This is a genomic window from Pseudothermotoga sp. U03pept (genome assembly GCF_051235805.1).
GTDB lineage: Bacteria > Thermotogota > Thermotogae > Thermotogales > DSM-5069 > Pseudothermotoga_B.
The window spans coordinates 272,535-289,077 of sequence record NZ_JBPNXV010000001.1 but is presented as its reverse complement, the minus strand read 5'-3'; the positions used below and the strand labels follow the sequence as shown (position 1 = coordinate 289,077).

The window sequence follows — 16,543 nt, the reverse complement described above, 5'->3', positions numbered from 1 at the left end:
GGTCCAATGGGTCTTTCATACAAAGATGCGGGTGTAGACATCGATGCTGCAGATTTAGCAGTGCAGATGATGAAAAAGTACGTGCATTCCACTTACACAAAAGGCGTTTTGGGAGACATAGGAAGCTTTGGCGGTTTCTTCCAAATCGAAGGAGATTATAAGAACCCTGTTCTGGTAGCAGGTGCAGACGGTGTTGGGACTAAGTTGAAGATAGCCTTTGCTCTGGACAAACACGATACCGTTGGTATAGACTGCGTCGCCATGTGTGTGAACGACGTACTGGTGCACGGTGCAAGACCTCTGTTTTTCTTAGACTACATTGCAGTTGGAAAACTTGTGCCTGAAAAGATCACCCAGATAGTCAAAGGTCTTGCCGATGGTTGTATTCAAGCTGGGTGTGCACTGATAGGTGGTGAAACAGCTCAGATGCCAGACATGTACAAAGAAGATGAATACGATCTGGCAGGCTTTGCAGTAGGGGTAGTGGAAAGAGAAAGACTTCTCGATGGATCGAAGGTGAAGAAAGGTGATCTGGTCGTTGGAATAAGTTCGAGTGGTATTCACAGCAACGGGTTTTCACTGGTGAGAAAGACACTTTTGAGTAAACTCAACCTCGCAGACTATATTGAAGATCTGCGGAGAACCTTGGGCGAAGAGTTGCTCACACCAACGAAGATATATGTTAAGAGTGTTATGGAAATCTTGAATGAAAAGCTACACGCGATGGCACACATAACCGGTGGTGGACTCATCGAAAACCTTCCCAGAGTCCTGCCGCAAGGGCTTGAGTTCAGATTGGACAAAGATGCCTGGGAAGTTCCACCTATCTTCAAGATCATAGAGAAAGTTGGCAAAATCGATCAAAAAGAAATGTACAGAACCTTCAACATGGGCATTGGCTTTGTTTTAGTCGTTGACCAAAACCACGCCGAAGGGATCTTAGAGAAGTTGCGATCTTTTGAAGAGAAGGCTTGGATAATCGGTGAAGTGAAAGAAGGGGATAGGGGTGTAGTCCTTTGAGTCTTCTCAGAGTGGGGATCCTCGCATCGGGCAATGGTAGCAACTTTCAAAAGATAGTTGATGAATCTGAAAAAGGTGAACTGCCTGCAAAAGTGGTCGTTCTTCTGAGCGACAGATCAGATGCCTTCGTTCTACAACGGGCAAGAAACCATCAAATACCAACCTATGTGGTAAAGCCAAGAGATTTTTCAAGTCAAGAGGAATACGAAGAGAAGATGATTGAGATTCTCAACCAACACTGTGTCCAGCTGGTCGTTCTGGCAGGTTTTATGAAAATACTTTCACCAAGATTCATTCGTGCCTTCAAAGACAAAGTTATCAACATACACCCATCGTTGATACCAGCCTTTTGTGGAAAAGGTTTTTATGGAATGAAAGTTCATCAAGCCGCAATCGAATATGGAGTGAAGATCTCTGGGGCGACGGTTCACTTCGTGAATGAAGATGTCGACGCAGGACCGATCATTATCCAAAAGGCTGTCCTTGTTTCTGATGATGACACTCCTGAGACTCTGGCAGAAAAGGTACACCGAGTTGAACACGAAATACTACCTGAAGCGATAAGACTCTTCGCATTGGGAAAGCTTCAGATAAGAGGTAGAAGAGTGATCGTGAAGGAGTGAGAGAATGCGTGCTCTTATATCTGTCTCAAACAAAGAAGGAGTAGTTGATTTGGCGAAAGCTTTACACAAATTGAATGTGCAGATCATAAGCACCGGTGGTACCGCAAAACATCTGAAAGAAAATTCAATAGAGGTGATCGAGGTTTCGCAGTTAACCTCCTCTCCAGAGATTTTAGATGGCAGGGTAAAGACGCTTCATCCATCGATACATGGAGCAATCCTCGCCAAAAGAGATAACTTGGAACACTTAGAAGAACTCAAAAGACTTTCTATCACACCGATTGACATCGTGGTTGTCAATCTCTACCCATTTAAAGAAACTGTTTTGAAAACAATTGATATAGAGGAAATTGTGGAGAACATAGACATCGGTGGACCTACCCTTCTGAGGGCTGCCGCAAAAAACTTCAAAGACGTGATAGTGATCTGCGATGTGAACGACTATCACTGGTTGGTAGAAAAGCTCTCCAAAGGAGAGTCAATCACACTGAATGAAAGAATGAAACTGGCACTCAAAGCCTTCAGACACACTGCTCATTACGATGCACTGATCTGTGAATACTTCTCGAAGTTGGTGTGTGACGAAGATCTTCCACAAACCTTCACAAAGAGTTTTGAGAAACTCTTCGATCTACGATACGGAGAGAACCCACATCAAAAGGCTGCACTGTACAGAAATCCTTTTTGTAAGATTTCTGGAATAGTTAACGCAGAACAACTTCAAGGAAAGGAGCTCTCTTACAACAACATCTGCGATGCCGATGCTGCATTGAGCCTGGTGTGTGAGTTCGATGAGCCGTGCGCTGTCGCCGTGAAACACACTAATCCATGTGGAGTGTCCTGTGATAAAGAGATCCTCAAAGCCTTTGAAAAGGCTTATCAAGCAGATCCTATCTCGATCTTCGGTGGCATCGTTGCTTTTAACAGAACTGTGGATGAAAAGGTTGCCCAAAGACTTTCAGAGATCTTTCTTGAAGTCTTACTCGCACCAGAATACACTCAGGAGGCGTTGAAAGTACTTTCCAAGAAAAAGAACCTCAGAGTGTTGAAGGTGAAAATGAACAACGAAGGAGATCAAATAGAGATCAGGACGGTGAGTGGTGGCATACTGGTACAAACCAAAGACGATAAGGATTTCGAACAGCTCACCGTGGTTACGAAGAGAAAGCCGACTGAAAATGAAATGAAAGATCTACTCTTCGCTTGGAAGGTTGTCAAGCATGTCAAATCGAATGCAATTGTTTTGGCAAAGGAATTGACCACGCTCGGCATAGGTTCTGGGCAGGTCAACAGACTTTGGCCCACCGAGCACTGTGTAAGAGTGGCTGGCGAGAATGCAAAAGGTGCTGTTCTTGCCTCAGATGCCTTCTTTCCATTTCCAGACGCAGTCGAAGTGGCTGCGAAGGCTGGTGTTACAGCCGTCATTCAGCCAGGCGGCTCACTGAGAGATGAACAGGTCATTCAGATTGCCGACAGATATAACATAGCGATGATTTTCACTGGCACGAGACACTTCAAGCATTGAGGTGAATGCTATGAAAGTCCTGATCATTGGTCAAGGTGGAAGAGAACACGCATTGGCATGGAAACTCTCAGGGAGAAATGAGATCTACTGTGCACCTGGCAATGCAGGAATGAGTGAAATTGCAAGTTATTTTGAGATATATGACAAAGCCGAACTGCTGAATCTCGCAATAAAAGAAAAAATAGATATGACAATCGTTGGACCAGAGGCTTACCTGGTCGAAGGCATCGTCGATGACTTTGAAAAACACGATTTGAAGATATTTGGTCCTAACCAAAAGGCGGCGACTATCGAAGGCAGCAAGGTCTTTGCCAAAGTACTAATGCAAAAATATGGTATTCCAACATCACCATTTGAAGTATTCGATGACCCAAATGCCGCAGACAGATACATCTTAAGAATCGAAAAACCTGTCGTCATCAAAGCAGATGGTCTTGCGGCTGGAAAGGGTGCAATCGTGGCAAGAACGAAAGAAGAAGCCTTCAAAGCGATAGATGATTTAATGAGAAAGAAGATCTTCAAGGACGCTGGCAACAAAGTGGTGGTTGAAGAATTTCTCACAGGCTGGGAGGTTTCGATCCTTGCCTTCTGCGATGGCTATACCATTGTGCCGATGGTGAGCAGCATGGATTACAAGAAAGCTTATGAGAACGACAGAGGGCCAAACACAGGGGGGATGGGTTCGATAGCCCCATCACCGTATTACACCGGTGAACTGTCTCAGTTTGTGAACAGAGAAATCTTACTCAAGACGGTCAACGCTTTGAACAGAGAAGGGATCGAATACAAAGGCGTTTTGTATGCCGGTTTGATGGTTACGAAGGATGGTCCAAAGGTACTGGAATTCAACTGCCGGTTTGGTGATCCAGAAACTCAATCCATACTCTTGCTGTTGAAGAGCGATTTAATGGAGATCTTTGAAGCTGTCGTCGAAGGTGAACTTTCAAAATGCAAGATCTCTTGGAGCGATGAAAAAGCCGTTTGTGTTGTTCTCGCGAGCGAAGGTTATCCTGAATCATACAAGACGGGTTACGAAATATCTGGACTTGAAAAACTAAAGGATGTTGTAGTTTTCCACGCAGGTACGAAAAAAGTAGATGGAAAAATTCTCACCAGCGGAGGAAGAGTGCTGAATGTGTGCGCGAAAGCAAAGACTTACGTTGAAGCCAAAGACAAGGTGTACGAAGCCATAAAAAAGATACACTTTGAAAATATGTACTTCCGCAAGGACGTAGCTAACCTTTCAGACCTGTGAGCGTTATGCCTTTTATGAGGTACTTCTGTCCAACGATAAAGGCTATCACCGAAGGGACAACACCCATCACTGCAGCAGCCATCAAAAGATTCCAGCTGGTTCCATACATACCTTGAAAGCTTGCCAAACCTATAGTTATCGTTTTCATATAATCTTTGCTCACCACCACAAGAGGCCAGAGCAAATTGTTCCACTGAAAGACAAAGGTGAAGATTGCGAGGGTTGAAACTGCCGGTATAGAAAGTGGAATAATGATCCTCGAATAAACGTAAAACCTTGAAGCGCCATCTATTCTTGCGGCATCTTCATAGTCCTTCGGGATCGTCATAAAAAACTGCCTCAGCAGGAAAACCCCAAAAGCTGTGAAAACGTTGGGTAGTATCAACCCAATGTACGTGTCCGTCCAGCCAAAGATCTTGACCAAGATGAAGTTTGGTATCATAGTTACCTGTCCTGGTATCATTAAAGTCGCAATATACAGTAAGAACAATCTATCTCTGCCAGGAAAGTTCAATCTTGCAAAGGCATATGCACTGAGTGAAGCAACTATCAGATGCAGAAATGTAATGAAGGTTGAGACAATGAGGCTGTTGAGCATGTATCTTCCAAAGGGAACTACTGTCCAAACCTTCCTGTAATTCTCCCACTGTGGTGTAGATGGAATCCACCTTGGTGGATATTCAAAAACCTCTCCAACAGTTTTCAGAGACGTTGAAAACATCCAAAAGAATGGTACCAACATGAAAAAAGCTACGACAATCATTGCACAAAACAGTATCCAGTTTATCAACTTCTCTTTCGTGTGCCTTTTCATTCGTAATACACCCACTTTTTTTGATACCGAAATTGCACGAGTGTCGCAAGAAAGATTATGCCAAACAAAACCCAAGCGATAGCAGAGGCATACCCCATTTTAAACCATTGAAAGGCGTTGCTGTATATATAGTAAACAATAGTATTCGTTGCGTTACCCGGTCCACCGCCTGTGAGAACGTAGGCTTGGTCAAAGACCTGAAAAGAGCTTATCACATTGATCACTATCACGAAAAAAGTTGTAGGTGACAGCAATGGCATCGTTATATAAACAAAGCGCTTCCAACTATTTGCGCCATCGAGTTGTGCAGCTTCGTACAGCGAAGAAGGTATACCCTCAAGACCCGCCATGAAAAGCACAGTTGAAAAGCCAACATCTTTCCACACACTGAGAATGACTATTGCTATCAATGCCCATCTTGGTTCGGAGAGCCAGCGCGGCAGATTTGAAACACCTAAGTTGTAGAGAAAATCGTTCAAGAGCCCGAAATCTGCGTTGAAGATCCACCTGAAGACCATCGCAGCCGCCACCGTTGGAACGATCACGGGGAAAAAAACAGCTGCTCTAAAGAAAACCCGAAGCGGGATCTTTCTAACCAATATCAATGCAAAGACAAGCCCCAAGATCACTCTGGTTGGCACCGTGCCAAGGACAAAGATTATGGTGTTTTTCAAAACCAACCCAAAGGTTTTGTCTTTGGTGAATAGAGTCGCATAGTTCTGCAATCCCACAAAACGCGGTTGTGTGAGCATATCCCACTGCAGGAAACTCAAGATCAGAGAAACTATCACCGCACCGAAGACAAAAACACAAAAACCAACAAACCCAGGCAGTAGAAAGGACCAAGCGGCAAGTGTTTCTTTGCTTCGCAATGTCAATTCAATCACCGCTCTTCAACTCAAATAAATCTCCGCAGCATTTGAATAGAAAATCCTGTCTATTTCTTCTTCAGATAAACCCATCGATCTAAGTGAATCATACCATCCAATTATTTCACGCGGCATCTTCTCGATGCTGCTGTCGGTGCCAAAGATGATTTTCTTTACAGAGATCTCCTTCTTGACATAACCACCTTCTATTATGTGCCTTCGCACCACCTCACCACCCGAGAGATCAAAATAAACATTCTTCCTCCATCTGGCAACGGCACACGAGATCATGTATTCGGGCCAACCGAGGTGTGCACCGATTATTCTCAATCTTGGAAAAGAATTCGCAATTGTGTCCAAGTAAATCGACCTCATACGCGCAGAAGATTTCCCTTTGAGCTTGCTTAGAATCTCCTCTTCGTCAGCTACCATACCACTTTTCTCATCGAGTAAGTAATCTACAGGTCCTCCGATCACACCCGTGTGAAACAAGATCACCATATTGTTGTTCTGAGCTTCTTCGTAGAAAGGAAAATAACTCGGATCATCATAATTTCTATCGGTGAGAATGACCTTCAGACCGACGAAGCCCATCTTCTTGTAGAGTTCTACATCCTTCAAATCATCGTTGTCCAGATCAATCCAAGCAATACCAAGAAAGCGATCTGGAAATTCATCAAAGGCTTTTTTCACAAGTTCATTGGCATCAGGTGCACCAATGAGTACCATCTTTTCAACGTTGTTCTTCTCACTGTATTCAAGTAATCTGTTGACAAAATCTGAATACTGACTCTCCTGGGAAATAAAATGAATGTGTGTGTCAAATACGCGCAGTTTCATCGAACACCTTCTTTTTAGGTAATGCGGCGCCGAAGCGCCGCAGAGATCTACCACGTTCCATACTGTTTGATCATCTTCGTGACCTCTTGAGTGACATACTCAAGGACCTCAACAGCGGACTTTTGACCTGTCCAGACATAGTCAAGCTCTCTGGTGACATAATCAAAGATCTCCCACCAGCCCGGCATCTGTGGAAACTTCACACCAAACTCAGTCTCGGTGAAGAAAACAAGTCTTTCCTGTTCGCTCGGTGGATTAGAAATGAACGCTTTAACTGTTTCAGGAGTTCTCATCGCTGGCACAGCATCGCCACTTTTTGCAAAGATTGCTTGTCCTTTTGGACCACACAAGAACTGCATGAACTTCCAAGCGGCATCTTTGTTCTTAGACTTTGAATACATCACAAAACCTGCCCCACCCAAGGTGTTCGTACGTGTCAGCATGTAAGGTAAGGGAGCAACACCAAACTTCAAGTTCTTGTTCGTCAGGAATGAACCTATCTGAGCAGCATTGCTCAAAACCATTGCCACCCTGCCTGTTGTGAACAACTCCGCTGCCGAACCCAGTTGCGCAAGTTCTGCTATGGACGGAGTCACTTTGTAAGAAAGAATCATATCTGCAATGAATTGAATTGCTTCAACCGCAGCTCTTTCATTGAGAGTACACTTCGTTGGTGCATCGTAATTGTCAACGATCCTTCCACCGTTCATGTGAATCCACAGGTGCCATTTGTTCCTCTCGAGCACAACACCCCACTGAGTTACCCTGCCGCGTGAATCAATCTTAGTTAACTTTCTTGCTGCATCCAGGAACTTCTGCCAATTCCAAGAATAATCAGGGTAAGAGACACCAGCTTCATCGAAGAGTGTTTTGTTGTAAAATACCACAGTTGTGTCGTTGTCTCTTGGGAAGCCATAGATCCTTCCTTTGTACGTGAAAGTGCTCAGCAACTCTTGGTTGTAAGCCATCGCTGGAAAGTTTGTTTTCTCAATGTACGGTGTGAGATCCTCCAAGACACCTTTTGCCGCCCAGCTCGGTATAGTGTGTAGAAACATGACATCAGGTGCATCTTCTGCAGCCATCATTGCCTGAATCTTGTCAAAGTACGTCGACCAAGGGTAGTTGATGATCTCCACCTGAATATCTGGGTTTTCAGCCTGGAACTGCTTCACAATCTCCTGATAGGGTGGTAACTCTGCAGGTGAACCCCAGAAAGAAAACCGAATCTTCGTAGCGGCAAAGGAAAGGACAACAGCTGTCAGGACTATCAACACAGCTAGCCTTCTCATGGAAACACCTCCCCCTCTCGTCAACTAAAATGGACTATAGCATATTTTTCATACTTATGTCAAGTCTTGTAAAAAGTCTTGGAAATATCAATTTTGTGGTAAAATTAAAATGGTGAGGTAGATGAGCAAGATAAGAAACAGTTCCTACTTAAGAAGAAATAATTTGAGAGTTGTTCTTAAAGAAGTACTCAAACATCAACCTGTCTCCAAATCGCAGGTTGCCAAGAAGCTGAATGTTAACTCTTCAACTATCTCTGAGCTACTCAAGCCGCTCATCAGTGCAAAGATAATCTTGCAGTCTTCTCAAGGACCTTCATCTGGTGGAAGACCTCCCATTCTATTGAAGATCAACCCATCTGCTGCACGCGTGGTTGCAGTAGACCTATCGAGTTATTCGGTGCGAGTAGCCTTGGTGAACAGCCTACTGAAGGTGGAGCAGGTTAGAGATTTCACCCTGGAGCAGAACATATACACGGGACTTGAGCAAATGATTAGACATATAAACGAAAGTCTTCAGCAGATTGAGAACTCACGAGTTCTTGGAATCTGTATCGCCGTTTCTGGTGTTTTGGACCCTGTGACTGGAAGAGTCAGCAGCAGTCTGATAAAGGGTTTGGAGAATATTCGCCTCGTTGAGTATCTGCAAAAAAGATTCAAATTCCCTGTGATGATTGAGAACGATGCGAATCTTTCTGCACTCGGTGAGTTCATGAGTATGGAAGAAGAGATTGCAAACATGTTTTACATACACTTAGGTGATGGCTTAGGCGGTGGAATGATTTTGGAAAAATCACTCTTCAAAGGAAATCGTGGCTATGCCGGAGAAATAGGTAAGATGATCTATAACAGTAATCCTTTGACTACTACAGGAGAATTCTACAGCAAACTCTTGGAGAATCACTCAGTTCAAGGGAAGTTCAATGAAGAGCAACTGACAAGATTGCTGGCAACGATTGTCCAAAATGTCGTCTCTACAATCGATGTGTACCACTTTGTAATTGGAGGCAGATACGCCATCTTTGGTGAAAATGTACTCCACGAGGTAGAACGAATTGTCAGAGAAAGGTTTTATGGATTTGAGATCTTCATCAGAAAATCTCTCAGCAACCCCGATGCAATCTTGATCGGAGCAGCAGAGTACATGTTAGAAAACAGAATCTTCAACACGTGAAGCTTAGATGAGAATAAAGATCGGCGCCTGTACTGTTCAGTCAGTACCTAACATTGTCCTTTCCAAAGATTTTCTCAAAAACTTCCACCGTTTCGAAAAACTTCTCCTCTGTAAGCCACTCTTGCCAACCACATTTTGTGTACACTGAGTTCACCAATCTGTGGTAATTCAGTGCGTCGAGAAAAACGTTGTCCACATACTTTGACAGTTGCTTTGCCAGATTTTCTGGATTCATTGGCAGAACTGGACCGACAAAGACTGAAACTTTGATACCATCTTCTTTGAGCTTCTTCAAGGTATTTAGTCTTTCCTCCACCGCTGGTGCGCCAGGTTCGAGGATCTTCCTGACATCCTCTCGATCTGTAGTAATCGTGAGCGTTACAGAAAGCTCTCTCAAAAGATCGACGTCTCTACTCACAAGGGTTGATTTTGTCATGATGTGAGCTTCTCGAAAGTGAGATCTCAAAAGCTGCAAGATCCTTCTGGTCAACTGGTATTTTTTCTCTACGTGCTGGTATGGGTCGCACACACTGGAAAGAAAGAAATCACCCGAAGCCTTAGGCAGTTCCTTTTCGATGAGATCTGCTGCGTTCACTTTCACCCAAAGATCTCTGTCCCACTTGGAACTGGTGTACTTGAAAGGACCTATGAACTGTGCAAAACAATAAAGACATCCAAAAGAACAACCGATGTATGGATTGATCACATACTTTGCAACCGGTATCTTGGTGCGTGTGATGATTTTCTTACAATTTACCTCATGTATCATCTTTCTTGAAGAACCAGTCCAAGCAATTTGTTTTGCAAACCGTTCTCTTCCAAGTGTGCAGCCAACTCCTTCTTTGTGTTATTCAACTTAACAGCGATGATGATCTTCTTGACGATCTGCGCCGCGAGCAAACCATCAGCACTTGTCAAGTGTGGTATCTCGATGATTACCTTATCGTAGCGCTGTGAAAGTTCCCCGAGTATCTGTGGTAATTTCGAACTACTCATCAACCAGTCGTCTTCTTTTTCAAGAAGAATCAGATCAAGATTCTCCGAAGCGCTGAAAACACACTCTTCTAACTTTCTGCCATTCAAAAAAGCCAGTAAACCTGGGTGCTCATGATTCTTGAGAAAGATTTCTTTCAGCTTTGGTGCGCAAGAGTTTAGATCGACCAACAAAACTCTTTGAGACATCTTCGACAAGACGTAAGCTAGGTTGATCGCAACGAAGGTCTTTCCCTCTTTCGGCTCAAGGCTTGTAACGCCGATCACATGACCCGAAGAGTCGCTACAAATCTTTACTGCGATCTGTTTGAGTTCCTCGAGTGCTTTGTCGTCGGTAAGAGTACCGGTCAAAGGCGACCTTGAAGATCGAATCTTGCCAAGGATCATCTTTGGAAAGGTTCTTTCAATTTCATCTCTTGTTCTAAATTTCTTGTCGGTGACATCACGAATGAAAACACCCAGAAGACCAAGGAAAATTCCAAGGACTCCACCAACTGCGAGTATCAAACGTTTATTAGGTCTTGAAGGTCTCTTTGGCACAATTGCACTGCTCAACAACTTCACGTTTTCTACAGTACCTGCAGCACCAATTCTCGCTTGCTCATACTGAGCCAAAAGGGCTAAGTAAGTAGTCTGCTTTGCCTGCCTTTCCCTCTCAAGTTCAAAAAGCTTCTGTTCAACAGTTGGAACGATCGATGCTTTCTTAAAGTACTCATCGCGTATCTTTTGCACCGCACTCAGTGAAGCTTCCAGAACCTGCAGTTCAGTTTGTTTGAGTATCACATTCGTATAAAGCTGTGAATATGCAGGATTGATCGTCTGCACTTCTGCACTGACGACCTTTGCTATCTCTTTCTGCAGAAGATCCTGTGTCTCTTCGATCTGCTTTTTAAGTGAGACTACCCTTCTGTCGTCCTCTGAATAGCTTTGCAACAATGCAGACAGCTGCACCTGTAGATCGACGAGCTTTGAACGAAGTTGCTGAACAACTGGATTAGTACTTATCGTCTCCGATGAAATGATCTTTTGATCAACCTTCTTGAGCATATCCTCTGCCGCCTTTATGCCAGCTTTTGTCTGCTGAATGTTCAACAGGTACTCGTTCACCATAGCATCATATTGAGCTATGTACTTAACTAAATTTGCTGCTTGATCACTCAGTGCATATATCTGGTTCTCCTCTTTGAATTTCTTCAGCCTGTCCTCAACTTCTTTCAACTCCTGCTCAACACGTGGCAACTGACTTTCGATGAAATTCAATCTTGCAGTGTATTCATTCGTTGTAAGTCTGCTTTTCATATCTAAGTAGAGATCGACCAGAGTGTTTGCTACTTTTGCAGCGAGCTGTGGATCTTCATTTTCAACAGAAAGCTCGACTATCTTCGAGTTCTTGACGTTTTCGACTTTGATCCATTTCTTTGCAATCACACCAACGACATCTTGTAGATCTACCTCACTGCCCTTCTTTGCTCTGGATTTGAAAAGCTCTAAAAGATTCAATTGCTGCACCAATTTTTCTATGTTCACACGGCTCTTGATCAACTCAATCTCTGTAGTGAGGTCCAGACCTGTACCTGCAATCCCGCTAATACCCAAAAGCTGCGTCACCTGGCTGGAAATGGGAATACTTATTGACTGCCCACCAGCAGAAACGAGCAGCTGTGCTGTCGCAGTGTAGACAGGTTTAGCGAAAAACAAAAGATAGATCAAAGTGACAAAACAGGTGATCAAAAAGATCGACACGAACAATCCAAAACGTCTTTTGAAGATCAGGATAATATCTTTCAATGTTATTTCTGTGTTATCGTCGTTCAAAATCAACCCTCCAATCTCTTATCCTCAGAAAATATTAAACCACAAACCAGCAGATTGGTCCATCGTGATAGACTCTTTTTAGGAGGTGCAAGGGTGATCGCAGTAGTTGGTAGCAACAACGTTGATTTAGTTTTGACGGTGGAAGAGTTCACAAAACCTGGTGAAACACAATCTTGTCTTTCTTTTGAGAGATTTGCAGGAGGCAAAGGAGCAAACCAAGCTGTTGCTTGTAAAAAACTCGGCGGTGAAGTTCTTTTTCTCACCTGTGTTGGCAGCGATGGAAACGGTGATTTTTCCTACAATGAACTGGCTAAGGCAGACGTCAAAGAACTTGTTGTTAGAACACAGCTTTCAAACGGCTTTGCCATGATAGAGATAACTAAGCGCGGTGAGAACAGAATAATAATCTATCCAGGTTCCAACGCCGCGCTCACACCCGAACTGCTCAGAGAACATACAAATGAACTTCTGAAAGCTCAAATACTTCTGCTTCAGAATGAGATCTCTTTTTCAACAACCTTTGAGGCTGCAAAGCTCTTCAAAGAGAATGAAAAGACTGTGATCTTTGACCCTGCTCCTGCTCATAGAATCGATCTTGCTATCCTCAAATATGTCGACTTCGTGACACCAAATGAGACAGAACTTCTCGCACTGACAGGATCAAAAGACCCCGAAGATGGGGCAAGAATCTTACTCGAAAAAGGGTGTAAGAACGTTATAGTCAAAATGGGTGATAAAGGTTGTTTGCTTTTGGGAGAACTTGGAAAGATGAAGATTGGTGCCTTCAAGGTCGATGCTATAGACAGCACAGCGGCTGGAGATATCTTCAACGCAGCCTTTGCTGTAGAGTTTGAGAAAGCAAAAGATGTCGAAAAGGCAATGATCTTTGCCAGTGCGGCAGCGGCAATCAGTGTCACAAAGAAAGGTGCGCAGAGTTCTATACCGACTCGAAGTGAGGTCATCGAGTTTTTAAGAGAGAGGGGTAAAGAAATATGAAATTTGGAGTGAGCTATTTTGGAAACAGAATGCCTTGGTATGTGAAGGAAGATTTGAAGCTCCTCAAGAAGGATGGTTTTGGTATCATAGTACACACTTACAGTGAGAACGATTTTAGGTTCTATGAAAAGACGATGAGAGATATTGCAAAGATCAGTAAAGATATGGGTTTTGAGATCTGGGCAGATCCATGGGGATGGGGTGGTGTCTTCGGTGGCGAAGCTTTCAGCGGCTTTCTGCAGCACCACATGGATCAGGCACAAGTTGGTAACGACGGCAGGCAAAAGGGGTCTGTTTGCTTCAATTCACAGAATTTCAGAGAACAGATGAAAGAATGGATCGATGCCACCAAAGATGCTGGTTTTGACGCAATCTTCTGGGATGAACCACACTTTCACATTCCATCACCATTCACTGACTTTCCTTCTGTCTGGACTTGTAGATGCGACAGGTGTAAAAAACTTTTTCAAGAGAAGTATGGTTACCCGATGCCTGTTGAATACAATGAAGATGTTGCCAACTTCAGAAATGACACGGTGGTGGAATTCTTCTCAGATCTAACAAGGTACGCTAAGGAAAAAACTCTGAAGAACGTTGTTTGTTTTCTTCCTTTTGAGATGGAGTTATTTGGTGTTAGAGACTTCGAACAGATAACCAGACTTGATTTCATAGATAACATTGGTACAGACCCATATTGGTTTTCCTTTGGATTACAGGTCAACCCATTCGTTGAAGAATCTGCCCAGAAAATAGAGAGACTCTCACAAGAGTACAACAAAGAAAACCACATGTGGCTACAAGGTTTCAAAGTACCAGCAGGGAGAGAAGAAGAACTCCTCGAAGGATACTTAACGATAAGAAATCACAAAATAGATACATTACTCTTTTGGGGCGTCTACGCGTGCAAACACATAAGCAGCATCGCACCAGATGATCCAAAAAAGACTTGGCAGACAGTTTTGAAAATAGTCAGCGGTGAAAGAAAATGAAGTATGAGATCGTCTACTTTGATTTAGACAACACGCTTTTGGATTTTTCACGCTCTGAAAAGGAAGCTCTTTACAACACCTTCAGAGACCATGGCATTTTTTTGACACAAGAGCAGATAACTCTCTACACGCAGATCAACAAAAAATGGTGGCTTGCCTTTTCACAGGGAAAATACGACAAAGAATACATAGTTTTTGCGCGATTTGAAGAGTTCCTCGACAATATCAACGTAAAAAGCCTTGATGCCAAAAGGATCGCTCAGAGATATTTGGAAACTCTTTCACATCTTGCCTATTTTCTTCCAGGAGCAGAAGATCTATTAGAGAAGCTTAAAAAGAGAAAACAAAGAATGGCTGTGTTGACCAACGGTGTGAAAACAGTTCAAGAGAGTAGATCAAAGTTACTCAGACTTGATAGATTCTTCGAGTTCATCCTAACCTCTGAAGAAGTCGGAAAACCGAAGCCAGATCCAACACTCTTTTTCAAGGCTCAAGAGATCAGTGGTGTTCCATTGAGCAGATCCGTTTACATTGGAGATGACCCTCAGACAGACTCTCTTGCCGCAAAGAATGCCGGTGTAGATTTCATTTTGTTTGACTACACCGGCACCGGCAATGACAGTCAAAAGACAGCAAGAACTTTCGAGCAACTCTACTCAATGTTATTGATGTGAATCAATCCATCTTGAAACTTCACCTGCGACAAATTCTATGGTCTTTTCTTCAAATGGTGAAGAAAGATTTGCCACCTTTAACAGCTCAGTGAATGGCAGACTGCCTCCCATGTCACACAGTTTCACATAGTCTCTGAAAACATCTCTTTCTTTGCGCGACTTTGCCCAGAACTGAAAGGCACAGATCTGCGCTAAGACATAGTCAATGTAATAAAATGGACTTTCAAAGATATGCATCTGCTGGTGCCATCTGCCACCGTTTTCCAGAAATTTGTTTCCGTCGTAGTCAACCTCAGGCATGTAGATCTTTTCTACTTCTCTCCACAGAGACCTTCTTTCTCTTGGTGTGAGATCTGGATTTTCGTAAACTCGGTGTTGGAACTCGTCAACTGCAGTACCATAAGGTATGAAGTTGATCGCTCCCCACAGATGAACAAGCCTTGCCTTGTCAGCTTCATCCTCGTAAAAGTACTCCATCCATGGCCAAGCAAAGAATTCCATACTCATCGAATGGATTTCGCATGCCTCGAGTGTTGGCCAATGATACTCTGGTACCTCGTAGTTTCTACTTCTGAACACTTGAAAGGCATGTCCCGCTTCGTGAGTCAATACTTCCACGTCGTGTTCCGTACCGTTGAAATTCGCAAATATGAACGGTGCTTTGTACTCTGGAATGAAGTTGCAGAATCCTCCAGGGTACTTCCCCTCTCGACTCTTCAGATCTAACAGTTCGTTGTTCAACATGAAGTTGAAGAACTCATTTGTCTCGCTTGACATCTCTTCGTACATTTGCTTTGCCTTGGCGACGATTTGATCTTCATCGCCCCTTGGTTTTGGATTTCCTTCCTTTAGCAAAACAGAGAGATCATAGTATTTCAGTTTTTCAACGCCCAATAGTACCGCTTGTTTTTCACGTAACTTCCCTACAACGGGCACGATATACTTTTTCACCGCTTTTCTGAGCTTCTCTACCATCTTCGCATCGTAATCTGAACGCGTGAGCCTATCATAAGCAAGCTGTGTGAAAGAACCATAACCCAATTTGTGTGCGATCTTCGTTCTCAGCCTGACAAGTTTATCGTATATCTGGTCTGAACTTTCTTCCTTTGCGGCAAAAAAGGAATAAATTGCCTCGGCTGCAGCCTTACGAATCTCTCTTTTTTCAGAGAGCATATAAGCTCTGAGTTGTGGTAGGGTCAACTTTTTTCCTTCAAAGTCTATCTGTGCAGAAGAAACAAGATCTGAATATTCAGTTGAAAGCTTATTCTCTTCGATGAGATCCTCAAGGATTTCTGGTTTGAAGGTTTTGATCGCAAGTGTTGCAATGTTGAAAAGTTGCTTTCCATAGATCTTCTCAAGATCTTCTCTAAAAGGCGATTGGAGTAGAGCTCTGTAATAATCTGTCGACAAACCTTCAACAACAGGTGTTGCACTGTCAAAGAAGTCTTTCTCCTTCTTGTAGAATTCATCCTTCGTGTTCATGCAATAACGAATCGAGCAAATAACAAAAGCCGTTGAAAAATCCTCCCTGATCTTGTTGATCTCATCGACGACCTCTCTTGCCTGCACTGAATTTCTTGCCGTTTTCAATCTGCTAACCAGTTCTTGGAGTCTTCCCTTGAGTTGTTCCAGATCAGGCCTCTTGTAGACAAAAGATGAGAATTTCACAG

At 43.4% G+C, this 16,543-nt stretch carries 15 protein-coding genes; 8 read left to right on the top strand and 7 right to left on the bottom strand.

The window, feature by feature from the left end; genetic code table 11:
- Positions 1 to 6 precede the first annotated feature (6 nt).
- From purM to purD, 4 genes are read left to right on the top strand one after another with little or no spacing between them, the layout of a single operon-like run.
- Complete coding sequence (purM, locus tag ACSFC1_RS01425) at positions 7 to 1,020, top strand: phosphoribosylformylglycinamidine cyclo-ligase (RefSeq protein ID WP_435564352.1); 1,014 nt, start codon at positions 7 to 9, stop codon at positions 1,018 to 1,020.
- Complete coding sequence (gene purN, locus ACSFC1_RS01420) at positions 1,017 to 1,643, top strand: phosphoribosylglycinamide formyltransferase (protein ID WP_435564351.1); 627 nt, start codon at positions 1,017 to 1,019, stop codon at positions 1,641 to 1,643. Before purM ends, purN begins: the two co-directional genes overlap by 4 nt.
- A gap of 4 nt (positions 1,644 to 1,647) precedes the next feature.
- Positions 1,648 to 3,168, top strand: a complete 1,521-nt coding sequence (gene purH / locus ACSFC1_RS01415) for a bifunctional phosphoribosylaminoimidazolecarboxamide formyltransferase/IMP cyclohydrolase (protein ID WP_435564350.1) — start codon at positions 1,648 to 1,650, stop codon at positions 3,166 to 3,168.
- A gap of 10 nt (positions 3,169 to 3,178) precedes the next feature.
- Positions 3,179 to 4,423: a phosphoribosylamine--glycine ligase gene (gene purD, locus ACSFC1_RS01410; protein ID WP_435564349.1), complete on the top strand. Its 1,245-nt coding sequence runs from the start codon at positions 3,179 to 3,181 to the stop codon at positions 4,421 to 4,423.
- Here the strand turns inward: purD and ACSFC1_RS01405 are convergent.
- The 4 genes from ACSFC1_RS01405 to ACSFC1_RS01390 are packed head-to-tail and all read right to left on the bottom strand — an operon-like array spanning position 4,404 to position 8,235.
- Complete coding sequence (locus ACSFC1_RS01405) at positions 4,404 to 5,237, bottom strand: carbohydrate ABC transporter permease (RefSeq protein WP_435564348.1); 834 nt, start codon at positions 5,235 to 5,237, stop codon at positions 4,404 to 4,406. The two genes, purD and ACSFC1_RS01405, sit on opposite strands and share 20 nt — an antisense overlap.
- The gene (locus tag ACSFC1_RS01400) at positions 5,234 to 6,124 is read right to left on the bottom strand and encodes a carbohydrate ABC transporter permease (RefSeq protein ID WP_435564347.1); all 891 of its coding nucleotides are present in this window, start codon (positions 6,122 to 6,124) and stop codon (positions 5,234 to 5,236) included. Before ACSFC1_RS01400 ends, ACSFC1_RS01405 begins: the two co-directional genes overlap by 4 nt.
- A 6-nt stretch (positions 6,125 to 6,130) precedes the next feature.
- Entirely contained in the window at positions 6,131 to 6,946 is an 816-nt protein-coding gene (locus ACSFC1_RS01395; protein ID WP_435564346.1) for an amidohydrolase family protein, read from the bottom strand.
- A gap of 47 nt (positions 6,947 to 6,993) precedes the next feature.
- Positions 6,994 to 8,235: an ABC transporter substrate-binding protein gene (locus ACSFC1_RS01390; protein WP_435564345.1), complete on the bottom strand. Its 1,242-nt coding sequence runs from the start codon at positions 8,233 to 8,235 to the stop codon at positions 6,994 to 6,996.
- A 121-nt stretch (positions 8,236 to 8,356) separates the two neighbouring features.
- Between ACSFC1_RS01390 and ACSFC1_RS01385 the strand changes: the two genes are divergently transcribed.
- Positions 8,357 to 9,406 carry an ROK family protein gene (locus ACSFC1_RS01385; protein ID WP_435564344.1) on the top strand — a complete coding sequence of 350 codons (1,050 nt, stop codon included), beginning with the start codon at positions 8,357 to 8,359 and terminating at the stop codon, positions 9,404 to 9,406.
- Positions 9,407 to 9,446: 40 nt separating this feature from the next.
- Here the strand turns inward: ACSFC1_RS01385 and ACSFC1_RS01380 are convergent, their stop codons facing one another.
- Together ACSFC1_RS01380 and ACSFC1_RS01375 are read right to left on the bottom strand one after the other, a co-directional pair.
- On the bottom strand, positions 9,447 to 10,175 hold the full coding sequence (locus ACSFC1_RS01380) for a radical SAM protein (protein WP_435564343.1): 729 nt from the start codon (positions 10,173 to 10,175) through the stop codon (positions 9,447 to 9,449).
- Complete coding sequence (locus ACSFC1_RS01375; protein WP_435564342.1) at positions 10,172 to 12,214, bottom strand: GumC family protein; 2,043 nt, start codon at positions 12,212 to 12,214, stop codon at positions 10,172 to 10,174. The genes ACSFC1_RS01380 and ACSFC1_RS01375 overlap by 4 nt, the downstream gene beginning before the upstream one ends.
- Before the next feature lie 93 nt (positions 12,215 to 12,307).
- On the opposite strand from ACSFC1_RS01375, the gene rbsK reads away from it, so the two are divergent.
- From rbsK to ACSFC1_RS01360, 3 genes are read left to right on the top strand one after another with little or no spacing between them, the layout of a single operon-like run.
- A complete protein-coding gene (rbsK, locus tag ACSFC1_RS01370; protein ID WP_435564341.1) occupies positions 12,308 to 13,210 on the top strand; it encodes a ribokinase in 903 nt (300 codons plus the stop codon).
- Entirely contained in the window at positions 13,207 to 14,199 is a 993-nt protein-coding gene (locus tag ACSFC1_RS01365) for a hypothetical protein (protein WP_435564340.1), read from the top strand. The genes rbsK and ACSFC1_RS01365 overlap by 4 nt, the downstream gene beginning before the upstream one ends.
- Entirely contained in the window at positions 14,196 to 14,873 is a 678-nt protein-coding gene (locus tag ACSFC1_RS01360) for a YjjG family noncanonical pyrimidine nucleotidase (RefSeq protein ID WP_435564339.1), read from the top strand. The genes ACSFC1_RS01365 and ACSFC1_RS01360 overlap by 4 nt, the downstream gene beginning before the upstream one ends.
- Here the strand turns inward: ACSFC1_RS01360 and ACSFC1_RS01355 are convergent.
- On the bottom strand, positions 14,862 to 16,541 hold the full coding sequence (locus tag ACSFC1_RS01355) for a M3 family oligoendopeptidase (RefSeq protein WP_435564338.1): 1,680 nt from the start codon (positions 16,539 to 16,541) through the stop codon (positions 14,862 to 14,864). The genes ACSFC1_RS01360 and ACSFC1_RS01355 overlap by 12 nt on opposite strands.
- Positions 16,542 to 16,543: the final 2 nt, after the last annotated feature.